This is a genomic window from Orbaceae bacterium lpD04 (assembly GCA_036251935.1).
In the GTDB taxonomy this organism is placed as follows: Bacteria; Pseudomonadota; Gammaproteobacteria; order Enterobacterales; family Orbaceae; genus Orbus; species Orbus wheelerorum.
On the sequence record CP133967.1, the window covers coordinates 1,437,603 to 1,459,419 of the forward strand.

At 34.4% G+C, this 21,817-nt stretch carries 22 protein-coding genes, 2 tRNA genes and 1 pseudogene; 8 read left to right on the top strand and 17 right to left on the bottom strand.

Translation table 11 applies throughout. The features are described 5' to 3' along the window. The first annotated feature begins 23 nt into the window (after positions 1-23). Together RHO14_06590 and RHO14_06595 are read left to right on the top strand one after the other, a co-directional pair. Positions 24-2,204 carry a FepA family TonB-dependent siderophore receptor gene (locus RHO14_06590; GenBank protein WVD72469.1) on the top strand — a complete coding sequence of 727 codons (2,181 nt, stop codon included), beginning with the start codon at positions 24-26 and terminating at the stop codon, positions 2,202-2,204. 209 nt (positions 2,205-2,413) lie between these two features. Beyond that, positions 2,414-2,854, top strand: a complete 441-nt coding sequence (locus tag RHO14_06595; protein WVD72470.1) for a hypothetical protein — start codon at positions 2,414-2,416, stop codon at positions 2,852-2,854. 142 nt (positions 2,855-2,996) lie between these two features. Here the strand turns inward: RHO14_06595 and RHO14_06600 are convergent, their stop codons facing one another. Next, complete coding sequence (locus tag RHO14_06600; GenBank protein ID WVD72471.1) at positions 2,997-3,242, bottom strand: non-oxidative hydroxyarylic acid decarboxylases subunit D; 246 nt, start codon at positions 3,240-3,242, stop codon at positions 2,997-2,999. 10 nt (positions 3,243-3,252) lie between these two features. Beyond that, positions 3,253-4,677 (bottom strand): non-oxidative hydroxyarylic acid decarboxylases subunit C, encoded by a 1,425-nt coding sequence (locus RHO14_06605; GenBank protein WVD72472.1) that lies wholly within the window; start codon positions 4,675-4,677, stop codon positions 3,253-3,255. Between the two features lie 298 nt (positions 4,678-4,975). Here RHO14_06605 and RHO14_06610 point away from each other — a divergent pair, with 298 nt between their 5' ends. Beyond that, a complete protein-coding gene (locus tag RHO14_06610) occupies positions 4,976-5,509 on the top strand; it encodes a GNAT family N-acetyltransferase (GenBank protein ID WVD72473.1) in 534 nt (177 codons plus the stop codon). A 106-nt stretch (positions 5,510-5,615) separates the two neighbouring features. On the opposite strand, the gene RHO14_06615 is transcribed toward RHO14_06610, so the two are convergent. After that, entirely contained in the window at positions 5,616-6,365 is a 750-nt protein-coding gene (locus tag RHO14_06615; GenBank protein ID WVD72474.1) for a helix-turn-helix transcriptional regulator, read from the bottom strand. 111 nt (positions 6,366-6,476) lie between these two features. On the opposite strand from RHO14_06615, the gene RHO14_06620 reads away from it, so the two are divergent. Further along, positions 6,477-6,872 carry a nuclear transport factor 2 family protein gene (locus tag RHO14_06620; protein ID WVD72475.1) on the top strand — a complete coding sequence of 132 codons (396 nt, stop codon included), beginning with the start codon at positions 6,477-6,479 and terminating at the stop codon, positions 6,870-6,872. Between the two features lie 160 nt (positions 6,873-7,032). After that, positions 7,033-7,581, top strand: coding sequence for a DUF1440 domain-containing protein (locus RHO14_06625; GenBank protein ID WVD72476.1), 549 nt, complete (start codon positions 7,033-7,035; stop codon positions 7,579-7,581). A 66-nt stretch (positions 7,582-7,647) separates the two neighbouring features. Here the strand turns inward: RHO14_06625 and RHO14_06630 are convergent, their stop codons facing one another. The 6 genes and pseudogenes from RHO14_06630 to RHO14_06655 all read right to left on the bottom strand — a co-directional run bounded on the left by RHO14_06630 (position 7,648) and on the right by RHO14_06655 (position 13,429). Further along, complete coding sequence (locus RHO14_06630; protein WVD70033.1) at positions 7,648-8,016, bottom strand: cyclophilin-like fold protein; 369 nt, start codon at positions 8,014-8,016, stop codon at positions 7,648-7,650. A gap of 440 nt (positions 8,017-8,456) precedes the next feature. Beyond that, positions 8,457-9,029 (bottom strand): hypothetical protein, encoded by a 573-nt coding sequence (locus tag RHO14_06635; protein ID WVD70034.1) that lies wholly within the window; start codon positions 9,027-9,029, stop codon positions 8,457-8,459. A 5-nt stretch (positions 9,030-9,034) separates the two neighbouring features. After that, positions 9,035-9,778, bottom strand: a complete 744-nt coding sequence (locus tag RHO14_06640; protein ID WVD70035.1) for a DKNYY domain-containing protein — start codon at positions 9,776-9,778, stop codon at positions 9,035-9,037. A gap of 214 nt (positions 9,779-9,992) precedes the next feature. Further along, entirely contained in the window at positions 9,993-11,375 is a 1,383-nt protein-coding gene (locus RHO14_06645; GenBank protein WVD70036.1) for a hypothetical protein, read from the bottom strand. Positions 11,376-11,464: 89 nt separating this feature from the next. Next, a pseudogene (locus tag RHO14_06650) lies at positions 11,465-11,600 on the bottom strand (IS3 family transposase). Between the two features lie 419 nt (positions 11,601-12,019). Further along, complete coding sequence (locus tag RHO14_06655) at positions 12,020-13,429, bottom strand: MFS transporter (GenBank protein WVD70037.1); 1,410 nt, start codon at positions 13,427-13,429, stop codon at positions 12,020-12,022. 167 nt (positions 13,430-13,596) lie between these two features. Between RHO14_06655 and RHO14_06660 the strand changes: the two genes are divergently transcribed. The 3 genes from RHO14_06660 (at position 13,597) to RHO14_06670 (ending at position 15,780) form a co-directional block, all read left to right on the top strand. Beyond that, positions 13,597-14,454 (top strand): helix-turn-helix domain-containing protein, encoded by an 858-nt coding sequence (locus RHO14_06660; protein ID WVD70038.1) that lies wholly within the window; start codon positions 13,597-13,599, stop codon positions 14,452-14,454. Between the two features lie 772 nt (positions 14,455-15,226). Then, positions 15,227-15,484 carry a type II toxin-antitoxin system prevent-host-death family antitoxin gene (locus RHO14_06665; GenBank protein ID WVD70039.1) on the top strand — a complete coding sequence of 86 codons (258 nt, stop codon included), beginning with the start codon at positions 15,227-15,229 and terminating at the stop codon, positions 15,482-15,484. A gap of 2 nt (positions 15,485-15,486) precedes the next feature. Next, entirely contained in the window at positions 15,487-15,780 is a 294-nt protein-coding gene (locus RHO14_06670) for a type II toxin-antitoxin system RelE/ParE family toxin (protein WVD70040.1), read from the top strand. A gap of 147 nt (positions 15,781-15,927) precedes the next feature. Here RHO14_06670 and RHO14_06675 read toward each other — a convergent pair. The 8 genes from RHO14_06675 to artP all read right to left on the bottom strand — a co-directional run bounded on the left by RHO14_06675 (position 15,928) and on the right by artP (position 21,786). Next, positions 15,928-16,003: transfer RNA gene (locus RHO14_06675), tRNA-Gly, on the bottom strand. A 20-nt stretch (positions 16,004-16,023) separates the two neighbouring features. Further along, a tRNA-Leu gene (locus tag RHO14_06680) sits at positions 16,024-16,110 on the bottom strand. Positions 16,111-16,209: 99 nt separating this feature from the next. After that, positions 16,210-16,764, bottom strand: a complete 555-nt coding sequence (pgsA, locus tag RHO14_06685; protein ID WVD70041.1) for a CDP-diacylglycerol--glycerol-3-phosphate 3-phosphatidyltransferase — start codon at positions 16,762-16,764, stop codon at positions 16,210-16,212. A gap of 115 nt (positions 16,765-16,879) precedes the next feature. Beyond that, positions 16,880-18,721, bottom strand: a complete 1,842-nt coding sequence (gene uvrC / locus RHO14_06690) for an excinuclease ABC subunit UvrC (protein ID WVD70042.1) — start codon at positions 18,719-18,721, stop codon at positions 16,880-16,882. A gap of 27 nt (positions 18,722-18,748) precedes the next feature. Next, on the bottom strand, positions 18,749-19,438 hold the full coding sequence (gene artM, locus RHO14_06695; GenBank protein ID WVD70043.1) for an arginine ABC transporter permease ArtM: 690 nt from the start codon (positions 19,436-19,438) through the stop codon (positions 18,749-18,751). A 12-nt stretch (positions 19,439-19,450) separates the two neighbouring features. Further along, positions 19,451-20,212 carry an arginine ABC transporter permease ArtQ gene (gene artQ / locus RHO14_06700; protein WVD70044.1) on the bottom strand — a complete coding sequence of 254 codons (762 nt, stop codon included), beginning with the start codon at positions 20,210-20,212 and terminating at the stop codon, positions 19,451-19,453. Between the two features lie 86 nt (positions 20,213-20,298). Continuing rightward, positions 20,299-21,033, bottom strand: a complete 735-nt coding sequence (locus RHO14_06705) for a lysine/arginine/ornithine ABC transporter substrate-binding protein (GenBank protein ID WVD70045.1) — start codon at positions 21,031-21,033, stop codon at positions 20,299-20,301. A 24-nt stretch (positions 21,034-21,057) separates the two neighbouring features. Further along, a complete protein-coding gene (gene artP / locus RHO14_06710; GenBank protein ID WVD70046.1) occupies positions 21,058-21,786 on the bottom strand; it encodes an arginine ABC transporter ATP-binding protein ArtP in 729 nt (242 codons plus the stop codon). Positions 21,787-21,817 lie beyond the last annotated feature (31 nt).

Consider the following 21,817-nt stretch of genomic DNA (forward strand, 5'->3'; position numbering starts at 1 on the left):
TATTACACAAAGAGACGTACTATATGATAACAAATATAAAAACATCCCCTAAATTATTATCCTATCTTTGTTCTTATGCGATATTGAGCATATTACCTTTTTCGGCTTATGCAATTGATGATAAAGAAAATAACGAAAATGATGTCATAGTTGTAACGGCGGTATCTGCGCAAGATATGCTAAAACAACAACTCGGCGCGACAACGATCACCAGTGAAGATATTGAAAATGGTCAACCGGTGAACGATTTATCTGACATTATTCGTAAGCAACCTGGTGTAAATCTTACTGGTAACTCTTCATCTGGTGCAAGAGGAAACAATCGTCAAATCGATATTCGAGGTATGGGACCAGAAAATACACTGATTCTTATTGATGGAAAACCCGTTACTTCACGTAATTCTGTTCGCTATAGTTGGTCAGGAGAACGTGATACTCGAGGTGATTCTAACTGGGTTCCTGTTGAGCAAGTCGAACGCGTTGAAATATTAAGGGGCCCGGCAGCGGCTCGTTATGGATCAGGTGCGGCAGGTGGGGTTGTTAATATTGTTACTAAAAAGCCCACGAATAAATGGGGGGGCGCGGTATCTCTTTACACCGCGATCCCTGAAGATAGCAAATATGGCGATACCAAGCGAATTAATCTAAGTTTAACCGGCCCACTTATTAAAGATGTCTTGGGTTTTCGGTTGTATGGTAACTTAAATAAAACCGATTCAGATAAGTATGGTATCAATAGCTCATCGAGTGTTGCAGGACGTGAAGGGGTAAGGAATAAAGATCTAAATAGTTCATTTATTTGGACTATTGCTGAAAACCAGTTCTTAACATTTGATGCCGGTTATAGTCGTCAAGGCAATATCTATACTGGTGATACTCAAAATAGTACGGCTCCTCTTGATGATACAATTCCTAATTTAGCGAAATCAGGTGAAGAAACTAATCGCATGTACCGTCAAAATTATGCTTTTACCTATGATAGTTACTGGGATTTTGGTGAAGCTAAATTAACTTTTCAATATGATAAAACCAATAATACACGCTTAAAAGAAGGTTTAACGGGGCGAGTTGAAGGAGCGATTTCAAGTGATTTGGAGTTTAACACCAGTAGGCTAAAAAATTATTATTTAAATGGTGAAACAATTATTCCTATTGAAAAATTTGTTAATCAATCATTAACCTTTGGCTTTGAATGGACAAGGCAAGAACTCGATGATCCTGGCTCATCATCTCAGGCTGATGCGTTAGGTTTAACAAATAATAATAAAAATAGGGGATCTGCTGATGCCAATACAACCAGTTTGTATATTGAAGATAATATTGAACCGTTAGTTGGTACGAATATTATTCCCGGTTTACGCTTTGATTATCATAGTGAATTTGGCGCTAATTTCAGTCCAAGTTTGAATTTTTCACAGCAATTAGGTGAGTATTTTAAATTAAAAGCGGGCATTGCAAGGGCGTTTAAAGCACCTAATTTATATCAGTCCAATACCGGTTATTTATTACTAACTCGAGGTAATGGATGTCCATTAACTGCAAGTACGGGACAATGTTATTTGGTTGGTAATGATGATTTAGATCCCGAAATAAGCGTCAATAAAGAGATTGGTCTTGAGTACCAGTATGAATCGTGGCAAGCAAGTTTCACCTATTTTAGGAATGATTATAAAAATAAAATTATTTCAGGCCAGACTGTACTTGATAAAATTGTTGTCGGTAATACTCAATATAATGTCACACAGTGGGAAAACTCAGGTAAAGCGGTTATTCAAGGTTTAGAGGGTAATTTACGTATTCCATTATTACCGTCATTATTATGGTCAAATAATATGACTTATATGATTGAATCTAAGGATAAAAATACGGGTAATCCTTTATCAATCATTCCGAAATTTACCATTAATTCAACTTTAGAATGGAAAGTAAATGATAAGTTAAATACGTTTGTTAATTGGACGCAGTACGGCAAGCAAAAACCGAAACAGTATGAAACCCGTATGGGCGAAACGATATCTGATGTTGAAGTCGGTTCTTACGCGCAGTTTGCTGTAGGTGCTAATTATCAAATTATGAAAGATTGGCGTGTCAATTTGGGTATTTCAAATCTACTAAATAAACAAATTTACCGTGAGGCAAAAGGTGCGAGTACCTATAATGAACCTGGGCGCTTTTATTACTTAGCTACTACCATTTCGTTTTAACCATATTGATGCACAATATAAATTATGTATTGTGCATCATCTTCTCGGTTAGGCTCAAATAGGCGCTCTTAAAGCCAAATTTTGCACTTCAAATATCGTACTTTTAATATAGCACTCTTTGCTAGCAGACATAGCTGTTATAATAATCGAATGCTTTTTTCAATCACACGATAGAAAAATTAAACTAATGGCGCTGCAGAGGTAACTAAATGAGTAATGACAATGATATTTTGGATAAGATCATAGCCTATTTAGTGAGCAAAACAAGCTTAACGTTATGTTGCGTTGATGACGGGATCCCTCATTGTTGCAATTGCTTCTATGTGTTAGATAAAAACCTTATGGTATTTTATCTAACTTCATCACTAAGTACGCAGCATGCAAGCATAATGTTAACTGCGCCAAAAGTTGCCGGAACAGTAAATGATCAGCTTAGCTCTATTTTACATTTAAAAGGTGTGCAATATAGCGGCGAGATCAGGTTACTTGAAAATGAGGATGAATTAAAAGCACGGCGTTTATTTTGTGCAGCCTATCCTATCGCTAAATTAAAAAAAGCACCAATGTGGGAAATTAAACTAAATACGCTAAAAATGACTGATAATAAATTGGGATTTGGTAAAAAACTACGCTGGTCTAGACTTGATTAAATGAGTGTTATTCCATCTAAATAAGGCAGACGTGATAACTCTGCCTATACCTAAGTTTGATTATATCGCAGGCGCTTTGGCCTTTGATTTATTAACGCTGCGATATAAAGCGCCATAACAGTAAATAATGAGCTGATTAGCGTTATCGTTTGAGTTCAGGGATCGCGGGCATAATATCAAATGTATCTATTGACTCTGGTTTGAATTTAAAATGAGGATTATACTGCGCCGGATCAGTAATAAAATCAGGCTCGGTATTACGCCAGGTAAAAAAACAAACTGGACAATGGTAGATAATCCAAGCATTTTTAACTGGTGAGTGACATAACGTTTCTGGTTTTAATGATTCGCAGCGTGGGCACATTTCAGGTTGTTTAATCTTCGTCATGATCTTGCTCCTATTGCTTTGCATTTAGCATATTTGATAATTTTTCAACCCATTTATCTGTGGTGATAGGATCTTTTAATTCTTGTGAAAAATGGCCATGTTGCTCAGAAGGATAGGGGGTTGTCGCGTCAATTAACATTTTAGTTGTAATACCTGGCGGATGAGAAGCCGGATCGAGTGGCAGTATCGATAAACCCGGTAACGTAATTAAATCAAATTCTGGATTAAACTTTGTAGAAATTGCCCACATTACTTGTGGTAAATTAAATGGATCAACTGTTTCGTCTACCACTATAACTATCTTGGCATAGCCAAGCCCATGAGGGATAGTAAAGACTCTATTACCAACAGCTTTACCAAATCCAGCAAAACGTGATTTGGTTGAAACGATAACGATTAAGCCGTGGGTATAAAGTGCATTAACCGCTTCAACTTCGGGAAATGATTGTTTTAATTGAACGTATATTGGTGCGCAAGTATTAATTCCCATTAAATAATCAATTTCTGTCCATGGCATGCCAAGGTATAAATGTTCATATATTGGGTTTTTACGATGTGATACTTTTGTTACCTTTATAACAGGCATGCGCCTACCGCCAGAATAATGCCCCGTGAATTCGCCAAAAGGGCCTTCAGCCTCACGATATCTTGATACAACATATCCTTCTAATACGTATTGTGATCCCCAAGGTACATCAAGGCCGGTAAGCTCGGTTGTCACAACCGGGTAAGGTTCGCCATTTAATGCTGCTGCCATCGCATACTCAGATTGATCATATAAAATAGGCATTGCAGCGACGGTTGATATCATGGGATCATTACTGATCGTTAATGCAATAGGTAAATCTAAGCCTTGCTCTTCGGCGCGCTGTAAGTGAAGTGCAATATCATGAGCCGGTACAGGCTGTATACCTAAGCTATCCTTGCCTTTTACTTCGATTCGGTACATTCCTACATTTTGTGTTTTAGCCGGTTCACTTGCGGTTATATCTCGGCTGACAATGCTTGCTTTATCAATATAAAAACCACCATCACCATGATTTAGTCTAAATAACGGTAGGATCTCAAATAAATTAATATCTTTATCTATAATCACTTCTTGCCATGGTGCTTGATTGCGATATTCAACTTCGCCAGGATAATTTTGGTAACGTTTAACAAATTCAAAAAACTGCTGCTTAAGCGGTGTATTTTTAGCAATGCCCATTGCAATTGCTAAGTTTGGCCAAGAACCATGTATATTCATAGCGATTTTTGCATGATGGTAGCCATAGATATTTTCAAAAAGTAATGCTGGTGATTTATCTCCTAGCTTATTGATCGCGCATGCTGCAGCTGAAATATCCGGCTCAGGCATCACTTGCTCTGTAATTGTTAATAATTGCCCTTGTTTTTCTAATTCAGTTATAAAACTTTTTAAATCATAAAAAGGCATACTTTTTACTCCTTATTATTTAGCCTATGCCAATATTTGGCATCAAGGTGAGGGGAATTAACTTAATTATTTGCTACAGCTAACTATATTAGTAAATCATCTATTTGAAATAATTAACTAACATAGTTACTTTATCATAGCTTTATTTTTAAGGATTAGATGAATTATTATAAATTTATAGAGAGATCACTTTTTTACATCGATAAGAAAATTTCAAGGTATAAAAACGAGTTGAAAATTGAAGAATATTTAGTATTCTAGATTTTATTTTTATAAATGATGATGGATCCAAAGCATTATGCTGTCAGTAACAAGATTAACCGATAAAGATTTATTGGAAATAGACCTCGTTAATTCACTTTATGATTCGGCATTTCCTGAGCATGAAAAAAGACGTTATCAAGGACGTAATAGCATACAGCGCCTTGATGATTATTATTTATATTATTTTTCTGATAATGGGGCTTTTATTGGCTTTATTGGTAGTTGGAAAATTGATGATTTTTTTTATATTGAGCATTTTGCTGTATTGCCAACCTTAAGAGGGCAAGGATATGGTCAAAAAGTATTAAAGATGTTTAGTTGGCAAGTAAAAAATATTATTTTAGAAATTGATCCCGTTATTGATGAGATTAGTCAGAAACGGTTACGCTTTTACCAACATTGCGGCTTTAAAGAAAATAATTATAGCCACGTTCACCCGAGTTATCATCCACAATATGAGCCACACAAGCTTGAGATCCTAAGCTTTCCAATAAGTATTAGTCGTCAAACTTACCAGACATTTAACCAAAAATTAAATCAGGTCGTGATGCAGCCATCTTTACTTTAAAACGATGCAAGCCGTTTAAATTACATTTATTTTTACGGCGATTAAATGCACTGCAATATTTAACTGATCCCAGTTTAGCGACGTTATACAAAATTCGCGATAACGACTAATTAAAATAGCGCTTAGGGGATACACCAAAAATCGATTTAAATGAGGCAATATAAGTACTTGCATCGCTAAACCCCAATGAATACGCAATTTCGTTAATTGATAAGCCTTGCGTTAGTTTTTCTAACGATAAAATCACTTTAGCTAAATGTTTCCAATGCGAAAATGTCATACCTGTATCACGCATAAAATGACGGCTCAAACTTCGAATACTGATACCAGCCCAATTTGCCCATTCTACTTGTGTTTTGCTATCTAACGGATTATGCCATATTGCCTGCGTTATTTTAACTAACCTAGGATCGGTTGGATAAGGTAATAATAATGAGTCGACGACCTCACTTTGTATCATTTCATCAATAAGTACGGTAATTAGCCTTATTTGCCTATCGGTAAATTCACTCAATTTTGGCCATTTGATAAGGCGATTTATTATCGCAGATATTAGCTCGTTAGTGCGTAATATACAGGTATTAGCCGGTAGCAAATGACACCATGACGCTGGTATATATAAACTCCAACCCGCTATCTTTCCCCAACTTATTGCGCTGTGTGTTGTCATCGGCGGGATCCAACCTAGACAATTTGGGGTTATTGACCAATGTTTATCTTTAGTGTTGCAGCTTATTAAGCCCGAATTAAGTAAATAAAGCTGACCGACTGCGTGGCAATGAGTTGGTGTTTGATGATTTTTATCATGGCAAAGATATTGGGTAGAAAAAAATTGCGCATCGTCTTTTTTTAGCATTGGCCAGTTAGCTATATTAAATGTCTTTATAGCTATATTACGCCAATATAAAAAGAAATAAACTAACGATTTATTACATCGAATATAAACTCAATCAATAAGGAGTATTTTATGAATAATAAAGACTTTATTAACGCAGCTTTGCAAGAGATCATAACGCCTTCACATGATTTTTCTATCGAAAGAATAGCATATTATTTCAACGCTAATTATCGCCAAACTGTTAATGGTGAAATGTTATTGTATGCTGACTTTGTTAAACATGTCAGATTGTTACATCAGGTTTTAAAATCTGTAGAAATTAAAATTATTGCTATGGTCGAAGAAGGCGATATCGTGTTTAGCCACCATCATGTATTAGCACTAAAACACAATGGTAGTAAGATGCATACTCAAGTGATGGCACAATTTACGCTACAAGATGCAAAAATTATACAGTGTGATGAATTAACCCACCTAATCAGTGGTCACGATGACGATCATGATTTAGGTTCACGTGTAAATTAATTGATTATTTTTTATTATACAAATTTAAAAAAAAACGCTTAATTTGATTTAATCAGCAAATAAGAGAATGCCTTGATAGGGTAATATACTCAAGGTAGAATAGCCGCCGTTCAAATACTAATAAAATAAGAGGGTAAAAATGATTAAGTGGTTATTTTTTATGACAGACAAAAAACGTCGTCGTTTTGGCGTTGCATTATGGGCAGGAATTTTATCAGGAATTATTGGTGCTTTTGTTAAATGGGGCGCAGAAGTGCCATTTCCGCCAAGAACATTACATGGCGGTTTATTAAGTCGTGATACGCTTAATCCCCCTTTTATTTTTTTAAGAGATTATACGGGAATAGATCCTAATTCGATTATTTATACGTTTTCTGAACATGTAATCAATCCTGTTATGATTATGCATATTATTTTCTCTCTTTCTTTTGCTATTATTTATTGTTTAATTGCTGAGGTATTTCCTCGTATTAAATTATGGCAAGGAATAGCAATGGGACTCGTTGTTACGATCATCGTGCACGGTATTTTTATTCCTGCATTTGGCATGAGCCCGCCGTTAACTCAAATCCCATTTGATGAGTATTTTTCGGAAATTTTTGGGCATTGCGCATGGTTTTGGGCAATAGAGATGATTCGTCGAAATGTGCGAAACTTAATTACTAAAGAGCCTGATGCTGAAGTGCCTTTAAATCAACCTTGTCGATAGGCTTATTTACTGTTTTTATCTAATACGAATATAGGGTAAATTTACCCTATATTTATTATTAAAATATTATTCCTCAATACGCTCAATAGTTGCGCTAAAACTTTGTTTAACTGCCGCGAGTTTATCTTTACCCGAAACTATATAGCCAAGAGTATAAAGCTGGCTATTATAGCCCATCCCTTTGTAAAAAATAGCCAAATTCCCCCAAGGCGCATAATAGGTAACATCGCCATTAAGTTGCTCTGCATTAGGACTGTTCTCAGTTGTTAACTTTGTCGGCAGGTATGCAATTTTCTCGCTACTGGCATAGTCTGAAAAATCGAGTTCTAATGGTAATTGTGCTAAGAATTGCTGACTTGCATAATTATCATACAAATTAATAATAACTTCTTGCTGCGAAAATGTGATCCTTATTTTAGCTAAAAATTTATTCACCGTTTGCTCCTTAATTGATTGTGCAAATAGCGGAAAACTCAGAAAAAAAATAACGAATAGTCCAAAATATTTTATAAATTTGTTGAGTTTAAATATATTCACTACATCACTCCTATCTGGGATGATTTGGCTAGATATGGCTTAAACATAGCCCTTGTATACGGTCAATATTTCATTTTCTTATTTTTAGCAAATAAAGATAATAGTAAATCGTTGCAAAATATTTACCTTAATCAAGTTGCTATAAGGTAGTGTAAAAAAGATGACTTAATATGTAAATTACTTATATTTGATATTTAATTATGCTTAAAAGGCATGATTTATATTTGTAATTAGATGTGGAAATATTGATTTTGTTTTACAAATACATATGCTTATTTATTAAACAGGTGAATATTTAATTTGAGCAATAATATAAAATTAATCAATATTTAATAAACTCATAATTTTGGGCTTAAGCGTTGCCAAATAGTTACATCGCTTGATGTTGCTATAACAATAAACACACCATTCCATGAAAATCCATAACTCTGAATATAATCAGAAAAAATATGTTGGCAGCTTGTTTGAAGGTTTTCAATAAAAACAGATTTTCCTGATGGGCAAAAATAGATATCTTCTAATGGCCAATTTATAGCGACTAACTCGAGACTTTCTCCATATTGATTAATGATGGGAAGGCCACCACCACATAGTCCTGTTATATCAATTAATTCACCAGCAATAGTACCAATTCCTTGGCATGTTAGCGCTAATGGATTATACCAATCACCATTTTCTTCATAATCTCTCGCTAGTCTTTCGCCATTTGAACAGTTTATAAGGCTACGCCCTGTATTTGAAATAATTAGTAGGTGATTTGTTGTCTTAGAAAAACCAATTTCAGTTAAACCTCCAACAGCGATTGAGACGATTTTTTGCCACCCATTTGGTGTTTGTAACCGCTCGATATTTTTTAATCGTTTTATTATGCGGAGTTGGTTTTGGTTTTTTTTATTAAATAAATTTATCATATATTTTAATGGAGATTATCAATTGAGAAAAAGTTACTAAAAATAGTTAAGTTAAAAATCGATTTCATACATTTGAACTGTGCTATTTTGTCCAAATCAACTGGTGATAATTCTTGTGATTTTTTAAGTATGTTTATATTTGAATCAGTATCATAATGATAAAGGCCATTTTTATCTGATACAATGAAAGGTTCAGAAAATAAGGAAGACTGATAACGTAACACTTTAAATGTTTTACCGTCTAGCTCTACAGGGTGAAAGTAATAGTAAACATCATTATTATCAAATGCAAATCCATACACAGTTAATCGAGCAGATTTAACATCTAGAGGTAAAATTTTACCTTTAAAATAGACATGATTTTTGTCTATAGCAAAACCATAATGATTAGTTGATTGAAATGTTTTATCATCAACATTATCAAGTTTAATTAGTGTTCTATTTTCCGTAATTTGATCGAGATAAACATTGTTTTTATCAACGCATAAATCAAGCATTAGTACTTCCCTTAATGTAACAGGATCGGCTCCTACTAACTCAAGATAATTATCTCTTCTATTTTCGTAAACTTTATTATTGAAAGCATAAAAATAGGCAATACTTTTTGATGTATCAATACTAACTAGCTGCTGTTGATTAGGTTGGGAGAATTCTTCACAATTTCTATTTTTTTGTTTACTTCGCAAATACTTATCTAGTGCTGATGTGGTTATTTTTACATCAACAATACATCCCCAAGGTTCAGACATTTAGTATTCCTATTTTATATAAAACTTTTAAAGATTATATTTCCCAGTAATAGTACCATAGCTTAAATTAGATTCTTAATCCTAAAATACTTGCTTTATTTAATCGAGTTGTAATTACTTTATTTTTTTATGCACTAAAATTCCAGTGAATAATTGTATGATAAACGCTCACTTTTAGGATGGGAAATTTACTACTAATCCATGCGCAGATTAGTTATTTATGCCCATGTAATTCATTTTTTCCGTTCATAATAATCTTTTTATATTCATTAAATAAAATATTAAGTTCTTCTTTTGATGCACCAAACATCAATTTTGAATCGTTAATTATCCTCATACATTGCGGGCGCTTATTTGCTAAAACTTCATAGACATAATCAGCTCCATATGAGCTATCTTTTAGACTCTCATAATATAGTTCTTTTTCTTTTTTGGTTTCATCAAGCTTACTAAAATTATGCCGAGTTATGTATTTTTTTTCAATTCCCCACTTGTTTTTATCTGTAAGCCAAACCTTCTTTTCAATATATTTTCTTTCATTTTTACTTTGCTCAAAAACAATTTTATAATTATATTCACAATCATTACCACCGTAATATGTTTGATATATTGACATCAATACACCATTACGAATTATCCAAGTTTCATTTTTCTCCATACGACTATCATTTTTATTTGGAAGATTTCCATTTAGTTGAATTATTTCAAACGAATCGCTATTTATATAAGCACCTTTAACTTTATCTACACCAAACCAATTTGGCAACGTTTCTGGAATATTTAAATTGACGTAATATCCATATAATCGAGTAGATAAGTCATCAAATAGATCTTGTCTCTCTTGTTCACTTAATACCTCATTTTTTAAACGTCTTTTATCTTCAAAATAAAGAGTTGTATTTAAAGCAATATATCTACCTATTTCTATTGGAATCCAATGAGTTTTATCATATAAACTGGGCCCATCATATAAGGTATGCCAATTAAGACGTCGATGTTGAAATCGGTCTTGCATACCAAGTAATTGACCATTGGCGTACTTATTTTCAAATACAGTGAATTTATTAAATTTATCTATGTATGTTGATGCAGAAATTGCGGGGCTGTCTGCTATTGGAATATTAAGATAAATTTCGCTTAGTACATATTCTTGTTCTTTATTATTAACCGGTTTTGGAATAGTAAATGTGATGATACGTTGTTCATTATCAAATTTTAAGTTTGTTGCATATGATACTTGATTAATTTTGTCAGTTACTATGATTTTATTTGTAGACGACGACCATGCTTTTGGCTCCTCTATTTGCGTTCTTTTTATGACTCTCTTTGTTTTATCGATTATCGGTTCATATGTAGCTGTAATTTTAATGTTATTTTCATCTAGATTTTGTAGAAACTTATTATTTTCTTCTTTAGATAAAAAAGGATCATAGTAATCATCTATTTGTAAACTTATCTGTGAAAAACCAGTAATATCTGCTTGCTTAATCATTTCTTTACCAACAATTCGAACTTCATTAGAATTCGTCACACATCCCTTGAGGCTAATAGTGATTAAGATGATAATAGTAATAAGCACAAAAAATTTTTTGAACATATTTTCCTTTATCTTGTAAATAATTAAGTGGTTTGGCATATCACTAAATTGAACCCACAATACATGATTTAAATATGAATATTAATTATTCGATTATAATAGATTTCAATATATTCAAATAGGGCTTTATTCACTGATCCTCGCCTGTTTTGTGATCACAATCATGAATAATGCGCATTTTAATGTATGAAAAAAACTTTCAGCTAGTGCATTATCCCAACAATTTCTCTCTGCTAGCTCAGTCGCAAAGTATTACTATGCAATATGAAAAGGATACTTGCTATTTCCCCATTCAAATTCATATTATTTACTTTACCCAAGATACAAAAAAATGATCGTCTTGACTGTTTTACATAAGTCTTGTTTACCTAGCAATGATCCCGAGCTACATAAATAACATACAAGTAGCACAATAAAATCTATTAACGCCACCATTATCATCCCTCAATGATTCTTATCGTGTTTTGGTAATATATACGATCGTTTAATTATGTAGGGGATGGCTGCGCAGCTAAAACCTTTCGAATGATAAATGATCGCCGATTTAAAGAATGGGATTTAATTACCTACGTTTTGCCTAAAATTCGAAATTAGAAGGTGGCATTCAAATTTAAACCACGCTAAAAAGAGTGCTTTTATATAGATTAGCCTAAACACTGCGTTAAATCACCACGCGTTTTAATATAAATAGCAATACAAACCAATAGTACGATCAAAGACAAAATACCGATTGATATTGTAATCGCATTTAAGTATCCCAAAGCTAATACCAATGAGTAAATGGTGCCGGCAAATGTCGTGCCTAACGCGCAGCACCCTTGCTGCACGGTCACTAAGGCGCTACTTGCTTCACTCGCATAGCATTTTGCAACCTGTGATAATGTTAGCCGGTAAGCAGACGTTAACATAATAGAATTACCTAAGCCTACCGACCCAGTAGCAATCCATAAGTGATAAAACCTAAGTTCATAATGGTAGCTATGAAATAATGCGATCGTTCCTAAAAAACCAATAAGGGTAAGAGCGCCACCTATCGCATAGGATTTATGATCGCCTATTTGTTGACTTAACGGCCTACTTAGTAATGAACCGATAAAAAACATTATGCCAAGTACAATAAATGTATTTCCTGATTCAAATGGTGTGAACCCGATTTCACTTTGCAGGCATAATGCGGTAACAAATAAATAGCCTGGATAAGTAAAGGTAACGATCATTTCGCTAATGAAGCCATTTATTACCATCGGTATTTTAAACAAAGAGGGCGGTAACACCGCCTTACGACCGGTAAGTTCATATGACTTTTCCACCCGCCACAATAAAATGGCGCAAGGTAAAACGCCTAACAATAACCACCATAGCTCAGGCCAACGTTTACCTAAAGAGATCGGTATCATTAGTAATGAAAGACATAAAATAAATAACACGATGCCGCCTATATCCATATTTTGTTTCGCAGCGTTTGATTTAGTTTCAGGAATAATAAAATAGCCGAGTAGAAATATAACTATACAAATAGGTACGTTAATAAAAAACGCAATTCGCCACCCCAAGTCAAATAAGTTTGCTGAAACCAACCATCCCCCAACAACCTGACCAATAACAACTGAGAGGCCGGCAATTGATGTGTAAAGACTAACTGCATAACGGTGGCGTGCTCCTGTTAGTGTTGAGTGAATTGTCGCAAGTATTTGTGGTAATAAAAGTGCGGCAAAAAAACCTTGTAGCACACGACCAATGAGCATTATGATAATATCAGTTGCTAACCCACATATCACCGAAGCGAGACTAAAGCCGATAATCCCGATTAGAAACATTCGTTTTCTGCCGTATTTATCGCCAAGTCTGCCTCCCGTAGTAATTAAAGCGGCAAAACTGACCCCATATAGAGAAACAATTAGAACGAGCCCCGTTTCATCTGTTTTTAATGTGCTACCAATGACATCAAGTGCAACATTGACTATTGAGAAATCTATTTGAGGTAATACCTGCCCCATGACCAAAAGTAATATCCCAAACATAGAGAGTTGTTGTGTTTTATTCTGACCTAACATTTCATGAGTTCCTCGTTAGTTATTTTAAATGGTCTATGGTAAAATTTGTTATACAGACGCCAGCCCCTACTTCCCAACGTTTTGCTGCATATAGGCCGGCATTATAACGTTTGTTTTATCGCTAACAAGAAACAGGTTATACACATATAAATTGTATAAGGTAATCAATGAAACATAATAATCTAAAGCTCGTCGGTGATTTTTTACGGGCAAAAAGAGAAAGTATTGCTCCTGAAACGGTTGGATTAATCAAACTAGCTAGGGCTAGAACGCAAGGTTTAAGGCGGGATGATGTTGCTGAGTTTTCAGGGATTAGCACCATTTGGTACAGTAAAATTGAGCGTGGCCAAGCAGCCGGCATCTCATCACAAGTACTTAGATCGATTGCGACAGCTTTATGCCTGACTAAATTAGAGTACGATTACTTATGTAATTTAATTTCACCACAAGCAATACCAAAAAGAGATCCTTGTTATACGATTTCTAAGCATACTGCTCAATTATTGTTGCAACTTAATCCTTTACCAGCACTATTAATGAATGATAATTTAGATATTGTTACTTGTAATTCTGCATTTAATCTTATGGTCGGTCTTAATATTGACGAGCTTCCTCTTGCTGAAAAAAATTATCTTGACCTAACCATTAACAACGCTATTTGGCAAACATTTCTATCTATCGATAGTGAAGATAAGTTAGCGATTCAAATAACTAGAATGGCAGGTTTTCTCAGAGATACTTTAGCCAAACGGCCTAACGATGAAGTTCTGCAACAAAAAATTGCTAGTTTCAAAAAACAATCACATATCTTTGATAAGGCTTGGACAGATAATACAGTACTACAACCAGAAGAACGATTGTATACCTATAACCATATAAAGCTCGGAGAGATCCTATTAGATAAACAGCTATGGTGGAACTTTAATGGCGATGCAAGTAATCGATTAAATATTTATTACCCACAAAATGCAATCGATCGCCAACGTTTACTCGATATATTGCCAGAGCAGGGCAGATGTGGTTAAAATCTTATCGACTGAGCGGCGTTGACCTTGCTCTACCAAACAAATATAAAAGACTAGTCTTTATTACAATAGTGACTGTAATCATTTGCCTTCTGCTTAGTTTAACCAACAAGTGCCTATTAATTTTGTTGTATCAAAATGGATGGACATCGACTTTTTATCTAACTGCTGCGTAAACCTCCTTTTTTGTGAAGGTAAACGTTTTAAATACGCATAATTAACCACCGAAGGAAAAAACCTAACGAAACACATATTACTTTACTTGCCAACAGAAACAAAAATGCCAACTTCGCCGATCATTACAAACAACAAACAACAAACAACAAACAACGACAATTCCGTCCATCATTCATTAAATAAGGCTTATCGGTAGGTTAGCATAACGTACTACTTTTCCATCAATGCCATCGATATTTTCCAACGAATACCAAAAGTCAGAGGCCAGAAGATAACGACAAAAAAAACAAAATTATCGATGTACTCGATCTAAATAGCGAAGGTTGTAATAAAAAATAAATAAAATCAATGAGATAATAGATAGGGTGGAATGTAAAAAGACTTTTATACTCAAAAGTTAATGTATTGAATATTAGAGAAAATATCACTTTAATAGTGAAATTGGAGCGGGAAACGAGGTTCGAACTTTAATCATAATCTGCGGTAAATAAATAATATTTTTTTAAATTAATACTATAAAGTAATTATTGTCATAATTTTAAAAACAGGTAAAATTTATGCAAATTAGCTATTTTAGCTAAAATGGAGAAATGAAATGTCAACAAAAGTTCTAACTGCCTATGAGGTGAAAAACCGATTTGGTGAGGCAGTGCTTAGTGCACAAACTGCACCCATAACCGTCACTAAAAACGGTAAGCCCGTGTTAGTAATGATGTCGATGGCTGAATATAAGCTATTTGAAACGATGAAAAAGAATCATGTTGATGCACAAATCAAACTTGGGTTGAAAGACCTTGACGAGAGTAGAATAGTCGATGCTGATGCCTTCTTTAATAATTTATTAAAGGACTAGTCTTGCTATCAATAAAAATTACTCAACATGCTGCCAAACAGCTAAAAAACATTTATGAGTATTCCATAAAAAACTGGGGTAAAGAGAAAGCAAAAGACTATGTTATAAGCTTGCATAAAACAATCTCTCTGCTTGCTCAGTCACCAAGTATTGCCATGCAATATGATAAAAATATTTGCTATTTTCCCAGTCAAAGTCATATTATTTACTTTATCCAAGATTCAAACAAAATTATTGTTTTGACCGTATTACATAAGTCCTGTTTACCCAATAATGATCCGATATTACAAAAATAATATATAAGTAGAAAAAATAAAGGTAATAATGCATCATCATAATCTTTAGCCAAAAACATAAGGTTAAACTCAAATAACATTGAGGATGAATAGGGATTTTTTTTAACTTATTGAATATTAAATGAAATATCACTTTAAGAGTGAAATTGGAGCGGGAAACGAGGTTCGAACTCGCGACCTCAACCTTGGCAAGGTTGCGCTCTACCAACTGAGCTATTCCCGCATAGAGACTTGGTATAAAAATGGTGCCCGGGGCGAGACTTGAACTCGCACGGCCAAAAGGCCGAGGGATTTTAAATCCCTTGTGTCTACCGATTTCACCACCCGGGCATTTGGATCGTGATTTAATAAAACCAGTGCATTATACGGCGCTAAATTTTTACATCAAGAATAATTTTACTTATTTGTGTTTGATCGGTTAAATTTAAATCATTCCAAGTTATCAAGTAGATCATCATGCGCACGCCAAAGGTATTCAAACATTGACCATAACGTTAAAATAACCGCGATATAAAGCGCAACGAGGCCTGCATAAATAACCAAATCACAAGGGCGCCAAAGTAGCCATGTCAAAGCAGTCATTTGGGCAATCGTTTTTACTTTACCTATTACCGATACAGCAACGCTTTTACGTTTGCCAATTTCAGCCATCCATTCACGTAAGGCTGAGATAATAATCTCACGCGAAATCATGATAATTGCAGGAATTGTTATCCACCAAGCATCATAATGCTCAGTTGCAATAACTAACGCGATTGTAACCATTATTTTATCAGCGACGGGATCTAAAAATGCCCCAAAGCGTGTTGTTTGACCAAGGCGCCTTGCTAAATAACCGTCAAGCATATCGGTTAGTGCGGCAATTAAAAAAATAAGTGCGGTAAAAAAAGCTGACCATTCAGATGGTAAATAGAATGCTAATACAAAAAAAGGAATCAAAATGACTCGAAATAACGTTAAATAGATTGGTACATTGAGTTTCATAATCAAGCTCTAAATTAATAACAAATAAATCAAATGATTAGTTTTATTAGAAAAAAATCAAATTAATACTTAACATGTTGCACTATTAATCTTCATCTTTCAATTATTATTCAGATTATTGTTGCAAGTTATTGTAAATTTTTTCTGCTAACGGCTTTGATATGCCTTGCACTTGCGAAATTTCGTCAATCGTGGCATTTTTTAACTCTCTTAACCCACCAAAGTGTTTAAGTAATGCTTGGCGCCGTTTTGCACCGATCCCTTCAATATGTTCTAAAGCGCTATCTGTTAGCTGTTTAGCATTTTTATTTCTTTGTCCAACTATTGCATGATCATGCGAGGCATTACGAATTTGCTGGATAAGAAGCAGAGCAGGTGAGTGAGAGTCAAGATAATGCCCTTTACCATGTGCTTCAAAAAAGAGTGTCTCAAGGCCTTCTTTACGCTCAGAGCCTTTAGCTACACCAATTAAAATAGGATGATTTTTGTTCCATTCGACATTTAACGAATTAAAAACCTGTAATGCTTGATTAAGTTGCCCTTTACCGCCATCAATAAAAATAATATCAGGAATTTTATCTTCAGGAAGTTGCTTTTTATTATAACGCCTTGTTAATACCTGATCCATTGCAGCATAGTCATCACCGCCAGTTATGCCAGTGATATTATAGCGACGAAACTCAGATCTTACCGGCCCTTTATCATCAAATACAACACACGATGCAATGGTATTTTTGCCCATGAAATGACTGATATCAAAGCATTCCATTCGAGCAATATGTTTGATCCCTAAAAATTCACAAAGCGCGACATAACGCTGTTTGATTGTTGAACTTTGTAGTAACTTATTTTTTACTTCTTTTTGCGCATTTTCAATCGCAATATTAAGTAGTTTTAAATTATTTCCTTTTGGTTCATCAACAATTTTGACCTGATAATTTGCGATAAGCGATAAACTATCTTCCATTGATTTTTTGTCTGATAGTGAATAATTTAATAAAATCTTTTTAGGGATATTACGATTTGCATTGCCTTGTAAATAAAACTGGCCTAAGAATGTTTCAATCACTTCTTCAAGCTCTGCATTGGCAGGAATTTTGGGGTAATATGCCCTATGGCCAAAAGTTTGTCCATTGCGAATAAATAAGACATATACGCAAGCAATACCCGCTTGATAATGAAAGCCAATTGTATCTAAATTATCATTATTGCTATAGATTGCTTGTTCTTCTTTAATTTTACTAATAGCATGTAGCTGATCACGTAATTTAGCCGCTTTTTCAAACTCAAGCGCCTCACTTGCTTTTAACATATCGTCAGTTATTTTAGTGACAACTTGGTCTGATTGGTTTTGTAAAAAGAGCCGAACATAATTAACTTGCTCATTGTATTCCTCGTCAGAAACTAGTCCTGCAACACAAGGCCCAAGGCAACGTTTTATTTGATATTGTAAACAAGGCCGGCTACGATTAGCATAAGTGGCATTAGCACATTGCCGTATTGGGAATGTTTTTTGCATTAATGCTAAAATTTGTTTAACGGCGTAGGAGCTCGGATAAGGACCAAAAAACTCATCTTGTTTACGATTAATCGAGCCTCGGTAGAGTGATAATTGTGGGTGCCTTTCTTTACTTATTTTGATAAATGGATAACTTTTATCATCTTTTAGCAGCACATTATAACGTGGTTGATATTTTTTTATGTAAGTCTGTTCAAGTAATAGCGCTTCAGTTTCGGTATTGGTCAACGTGAATTCAACATGATCAATATGGCTAACTAATAGATCTGTTTTTAAGGTTTTTACGCTACTATTAAAATAACTTTTTAAGCGGTTATTTAAATCTTTGGCTTTACCAACATAGATAATAATATTTTTATCATTAAACATTTGGTAAATCCCCGGTTTATGGGGGACTGTTTTTAAAAATGATACAGAATCAAAGCGCTCTTGTTTCATAAACAGCAATCACAATATTAATAAACATTAATGTGTAGTGCTCTCAAATGCAAGAGCACGTTTCTCAATTAATCTCATCATGATGCTTAATAAACCATTTATCAAGAGATAAATACAACCAGTCGCAATAAATATGGAAAATTCATAGTAAGTACCATAGAGGAATTGGTTATACCCCATGATATCCATTAACGTAATTGTTGACGTTAATGCGGTGCCCTTAACGACAAAAATAATTTCATTTGAATAAGTCGATAAGGCGCGTTTTAATGCATAAGGTAAAATAACTTTCAATGTTTGGGTTTTATTCATACCTAGCGCAACACAAGCTTGCCATTGACCTTGTGGCACCGCTTTAATTGCACCTGCAAATATTTGAGTTGTGTAAGCGGCGCTATTTAAGGTTAATGCTAAATACGCGCAAAACCATGGCTGCGATATGACGCGCCATAAGCTTGGTAGATTTTGACTGATAAACGTAAATTGCGCCGGGCCATAATAGATTAGAAAGAGCTGGACTAATAATGGTGTACCAGTAAATACAATAAGGTAGGTTTTAATCGGTTTTACGATATACCACTTGCTTGTTGTCGTTATCAATACAGAAAGTATGATAGCAATCAAACATGCAGTGATAATACCTGCAAAACTTAATGATAGCGTTACTGGCAATCCTTTAATCAGGATTGAAAAATAGTCGAAAAATTTATCTGACATCACATATACTCCTTATTTCTCTGTCACTGTTGAAGTCGTTTCAAAATAAAGAGCTTTAGTTTCAAGCTTCTGTAGTAATTTTTGGCTAATTAACGATATGACTAAATAAATTCCAGCGGCAATTAAATACCAAGTAAAAGGGTTATGAGTACTTGCGATAATACTGCGTGTTTGCATCATGATATCATTTATCGTAATGAGTGAAACTAATGCAGTATCTTTCAATAAAACTAACCATTGATTACCAAGCCCTGGCAGCGCATGCCGCCAAATTTGTGGCATAATGATGCGAAATAAAGTTCGAGGTTTGCTGATCCCTAATACTTCAGCCGCTTGCTTTTGACCAACAGGGATCGCTTTAAAGGCGCCGCGTAACGTCTGTGATGCATAAGCTGCATAAAGTAATGATAAAGCGATGATCCCACATAAAATAGGGCTTACATCAAAACTGGTGATTTCTAAGTGAAAATTTAATTCGGTAAAGCCTAATGGAATAGATAAATCAACGCCGCCAGCTAACACATTATCGGCTAAAAAGATCAGTAAAAAAGGAATACCATTATAAATGGCGATAACAACTAAGATCTCTGGCAGTGAGCGAACAATGGTGACAATTATTGATATTAACCATGCGATAGGTTTTAATCGGCAAGATTCAAGTATAGTAAATAAAAATGCAAGGAGTAAACCGAACACGAGTGAAGTGAACGCAATAAATAGCGTCGTTTTTGTTGCATCTAATAGCGGTACAAAATAATTTAGCCAATCAAACATAATTAAAATTTATCTATTTATATCATTCATTAAAAAGAAAATAGCCGCTAGTATGCGGCATATCAAAGTTAGTTAATGGCACTTTGTTATTTTTTTTCAAACCATTTTTTGTAGATAGTATCATAGCTACCATCTGCTTTTATTGTTGCTAAGGCTTGATTAAGTTGACTTAGCAGTTCGCTATTACCTTTACGAACCGCAATGGCAAGTCCTGAACCAAAAAAATCAGGGTCGGTTACTTTCTCATCAAGCTGGGTTAAGGTTGGATTATTATTTAACCAATCATCCGCAACAGCTGAATCACTTAAGGTTGCATCAATCCTTCCTGCTTTTAGATCTAAAATAGCGTACTCATAACTATCATAGCTAACCACTTCAATTTCAGGGTGTTTTTGCATTAAGTATTTTTGATGTGTAGTACCATTTTGAATACCAACGCGTTTACCTTTAAGCTCATCAATCGTTTTAAAACTATCTTTATTAACCGTGAAAGTTGCGGCATTATCAGTATAATAAAAATCAGTAAAATCAATTTGTTCACTTCGCGCAGGGGTAACATCAATGCCAGATATTGCGGCATCAATTCGACGCGTTTTTAAACTTGGAATTAAACTATCAAAGGATTGATTTGTAAATTTACAGGTATATTGTAATTCTTCGCAAATTTTATTAGCAATATCGATATCAAAGCCAACTAGCTGATTATTTTCATCATAAAACTCGTAAGGTGCATAAGTTGCTTCTAAACCAAAGTTAATATTTTTAGCTGAAGCACCAAATACTGCGCTAGCGAGCGCTGCAATGAGTAAAATTTTCTTCATAAATTCACCTTTATTTTAATTTTATTAATGAGATAAATACATTTGAAATTGTTTGGAAATAGGGTGAATAAAACAGGATTTATCACCTTGTTCAACTATCTTTCCTTTTTCCATATAAATGACTTGAGATGCAATTTTTTTAGCAAAATCAACTTCATGAGTCACAATAATTTGGGTAATGCCTGTTTCTGACAACTCTTTTATAATTTCAGCAACTTGTGAGGTTATTTCAGGATCTAATGCCGCAGTCGGTTCATCAAATAACAAAATCTTAGGCTCCATCATCAATGCCCGTGCAATTGCAACGCGTTGTTGTTGACCGCCCGATAAATGAAGCGGGTAGCGATTACTCATGCTATCAAGTTGTAACCTAGATAAAATTTTATGCGCTTTATCGATGGCTTCTGCCTTTGGTGCACCCAACACTTGACAAGGGGCTTCAATCAAATTGTCTAAAACCGTAAGGTGTGGCCATAAATTATAGTTTTGAAAAACCATTCCCACATTTGTGCGTAATTTTTTGACCATTAGTTCAGCTGGTTTTTGCGTAAATTGAAAATCAAGATCAGCGATAGTCATAGAGCCAGAGGTTGGCACTTCAAGTAGATTAAAGACTTTTAATAAAGAGCTTTTACCCGCACCGCTAGGGCCGAGTAATACAATTGTTTCACCTAATGGGTAGCTAAATGAGATATCGCATAAAGCCTGATGTGAACCATAAAAACAGTTAATATGGTTTAATTCAATGTTCATAAATTATTTAAGATAATATTTAAATTAAAAC